Below are 3,307 nucleotides of genomic sequence, written 5' to 3'. Positions count from 1 at the left end.
TTCGGGGAAGTGGAATTTAATGAAAACAAACAAACTATGGCAGCCAGGGAAACTGGCGAAAGTTAGGTGGGCGCTTTTCCAAAAAGGCGCGTTTGCCCTCAGCAGCTTCTTCGGTCATGTAGAACAGCAACGTCGCATCTCCGGCCAGCTCCTGCAGCCCCACCTGCCCATCGCAGTCGGCGTTGAAGGCGGCTTTGAGGCAGCGGATGGCTAAGGGGCTGTGCTGGAGAATTTCTTGCGCCCAGCGGATCCCTTCAGCTTCTAGCTCTTCCACCGGCACCACGGCATTGACCAGACCCATCTCTAGGGCTTGGGCTGCGGTGTATTGGCGGCAGAGGAACCAAATCTCGCGGGCTTTTTTTTGCCCCACCACTCGCGCCAGGTAGGCGGCCCCAAAGCCCCCATCGAAGCTGCCCACCCTAGGGCCGGTTTGCCCAAAGATGGCATTATCGGCGGCAATGGTCAGGTCGCAGATGAGATGCAAAACATGGCCACCCCCAATGGCGTAGCCTGCCACCAGGGCAATCACCACCTTGGGCAAAGAGCGGATGATGCGCTGCAGATCCAGCACATTGAGACGAGGGATCCCGGCCTCATCCAGGTAACCGGCCTCGCCCCGTACGCTTTGATCCCCGCCGGCGCAGAAGGCATACTTCCCATCGGTATGGGGCCCGGCGCCTGTTAAGAGCACTACTCCAATCCTGGGATCCTCTCGCACATCGGCAAACGCATCAATCAGCTCGGCAATGGTCTTGGGGCGGAAGGCGTTGCGCTTGTGGGGACGGTTGATGGTGATCTTGGCAATGCCATCCGTTTTTTCGTAAAGAATGTCTTCGTAGAGCTTGGCCGTCTGCCACATGGTGTCTGGGTGTATCTATTGGGATGCCGGGCCAGGAGAGTTCCGTTTGGCTGATGGGGGCTCACTATGAGGAGCACCTGGGTACTCTGCACCGCTACCGCGAACGGCCTGAAAAGGCTAGGTAGAACGGTTGGTCGCTTGGATGAGGGCTTCCACCAATCCTTCCAAAGTATACTCCTGGGCTGCGATGTCCACTCGACCAAATGCAGCCTTGCAGGTTGCGGCCGTCTTGGGGCCAATGGCGGCAATCTGCACGGGTGGATCCCAGATCTCAGGGCCTAGCCCTGCCTGCTGGATCAAGTGGGCAAAATGCTGCACCGTCTTGGAGCTGGCAAAGGTGAGGATGTCCACCTGACGGGCCTTCAGAGCCTCCACCACCTGGGGATCCGCTGCTGCTGGACAGGCGGACTGATAGGCGGCCACCTCCACCACCTCTGCTCCTCGCTGCCGCAACCCCTGTACCAGCTCCTCCCGCCCTCCTGACTCAACGCGGGGAAAGAGGATGCGCTGCCCCTGCACTGGCTGCGGCCAAATGGGTAGCAGGGCTTCGGCCACAAACTCGGAGGGCATCAGATCCGGGCGAATGCCGTACTGGGCCAGCACGGAAGCGGTTTTGGATCCCACCACCGCCACTTGCAGGGAGTGGAGTGCTCGGCTATCTCGCCCCTGCCGCTGCAGCCGCTCAAAGAAAGCCTGCACTCCATTGGCAGAGGTCAGCAGCAGCCAGTCGAATTGTTCCAGGTTGGCAATGGCTGTATCCAAGGGATCCCAACAGGTGGGCGGTTGGATCACCAGGGTGGGCATCTCCAGCACCCGCGCCCCCTGGGCCTGCAGCAACTCACAAAAAGCTGGCGATTGCCCCTCAGAACGGGTAACCAGCACCGTCTTGCCTGCCAAAGGAGCCGGTGGCAGCAAGGGTGGGATCCCCGGCAAAAAGTCCTGCCGCAACCGGATCACCTCCCCGACCACCAGCAGACCCGGCAACTTCGCCTGACCCGCCTCCTGCTGCAGCTCGGCCAAGGTGCCCACCCACACCTGCTGCTCTGCTTGCCCCGCCCCCCAGATCAAGGCCACCGGTCGGTCTGCCGGGATCCCAGACTCCACCAGCCGTGCGCCAATGTGCTGTCGCTGCCGGGATCCCATCAAAATCACCAAAGTATCCAACTGGGCCAAAGCGCCCCAGGGCAAGGCCTCTAGATCGTGGGCAGTCAGCACGGCAAAAACGCGGCTTAAGTGCTTATCGGTCAGGGGGATCCCTGCCCAGAGGGGGCCAGCCAGGGCCGACGACAACCCCGGCCAAATCTCAAAGGGACAGCCCGCCTCCCTAAGGGCTTGGATCTCCTCGCGAGCGCGGCCAAAGATCAAGGGATCCCCTGACTTGAGGTGAACCACCTGTTTGCCTTCTCGGCAGCGCTGGATGAGCCAGTGGATGCCCTCCTGGAGGCTTCCTGGCCCAGAGCGTCGCCACACCTGCGCCTGCGGCGGCAACTCTGCCAACAAGCGCTCATCCACCAGCTCGTCGATCCAGATAGCCTCAGCCTGCCGTAGGATCTCCAGTGCTCCCTGCGTCAGGCCCGCCCGCCCGCCCAGCCCTGCCCCCACTAGATACACCTTGCCCATGCCCTACCCCTTGGAATGTCGATCTTGCCCCTTGTAAGAAGGGGATCCCGCTTGCTTTGCAAATATAAATCGAAGACGCCTCCCAACAGCTCCTCTTCCAAGGGGTGGCCAGCCTGAGGAAAAACTGGTCTACTTGCGAGATACTGAAAGCGTGGCCGCCTGAGGATCCCTGCCTATGTCCGGTGTAACTCCAGAGCCTTGGCCGCGGCGGCGTTTTTTGGCCAGTGGAGCTGCTCTGCTAGCAGTAGGAGCGGGCTCCCGCCCCTCTTCGGCCAGATCCCGGCCCTTGCGACTGGTCACCAACTGGTACGCCCAGGCCGAACACGGCGGCTTTTACCAAGCCCTGGCCACCGGCATCTACGCCGACTACGGTCTGCAGGTGGAAATCCGCATGGGGGGAACGGCGGTTAACGTGCTGCAACTGCTAGCCGGGGGAGCGGCAGATTTTGTGCTCGGCGGCAGCCCCGACGCTCTGGCGGCTCTGCAAGCTGGGATCCCTGTTCTCACCGTGGCCGCCTTTTTCCAGAAGGATCCCCAGTGTCTCTTGGCCCATCCAGGGGTGGGCATCGAGCGCCTGGAAGACCTGCGGGGCAAGCCCATCTGGGTGTCACCGGGGGCCAACCTCACCTACTGGCCTTTTTTGCGGGCCAAATTTGGCTTTACCGACGAGCAGAAGCGCCCCTACAACCTCAGCCTCACGCCCTTCTTGCTGGACAAGTCTTCTGCCCAGCAGGGCTATGTGACCTCCGAGCCCTTCCGCGTGCGCCAGGAGGGGGGCTTTGATCCCGTCGTTTTTCTGCTGGCCGACTACGGCTATTCCCCCTACGC

Annotated in this window: 3 protein-coding genes; 1 reads left to right on the top strand and 2 read right to left on the bottom strand. The window is 61.6% G+C overall.

Annotated features, from left to right (window positions below; translation table 11 throughout):
- Positions 1-34: 34 nt before the first annotated feature.
- Together menB and cobA are read right to left on the bottom strand one after the other, a co-directional pair.
- Positions 35-859, bottom strand: coding sequence for a 1,4-dihydroxy-2-naphthoyl-CoA synthase (menB, locus tag NW819_RS10560; RefSeq protein ID WP_011432215.1), 825 nt, complete (start codon positions 857-859; stop codon positions 35-37).
- A 117-nt stretch (positions 860-976) separates the two neighbouring features.
- Positions 977-2,479 (bottom strand): uroporphyrinogen-III C-methyltransferase, encoded by a 1,503-nt coding sequence (gene cobA / locus NW819_RS10555; RefSeq protein ID WP_414413714.1) that lies wholly within the window; start codon positions 2,477-2,479, stop codon positions 977-979.
- A gap of 175 nt (positions 2,480-2,654) precedes the next feature.
- Here cobA and NW819_RS10550 point away from each other — a divergent pair.
- Positions 2,655-3,307: ABC transporter substrate-binding protein (locus NW819_RS10550; RefSeq protein WP_414413713.1), on the top strand; the 653-nt coding region annotated here is incomplete at its 3' end.

This window comes from Synechococcus sp. R8-2 (genome assembly GCF_047461715.1).
Lineage (GTDB): Bacteria > Cyanobacteriota > Cyanobacteriia > Thermostichales > Thermostichaceae > Thermostichus.
This window is presented reverse-complemented; position numbering and strand designations above follow the sequence as displayed.

Coding starts and splice junctions, on each gene's coding strand:
- menB (WP_011432215.1), bottom strand. CDS start 859: ATGTGGCAGACGGCCAAGCTCTACGAAGACATTCTTTACGAAAAAACG.
- cobA (WP_414413714.1), bottom strand. CDS start 2,479: ATGGGCAAGGTGTATCTAGTGGGGGCAGGGCTGGGCGGGCGGGCGGGC.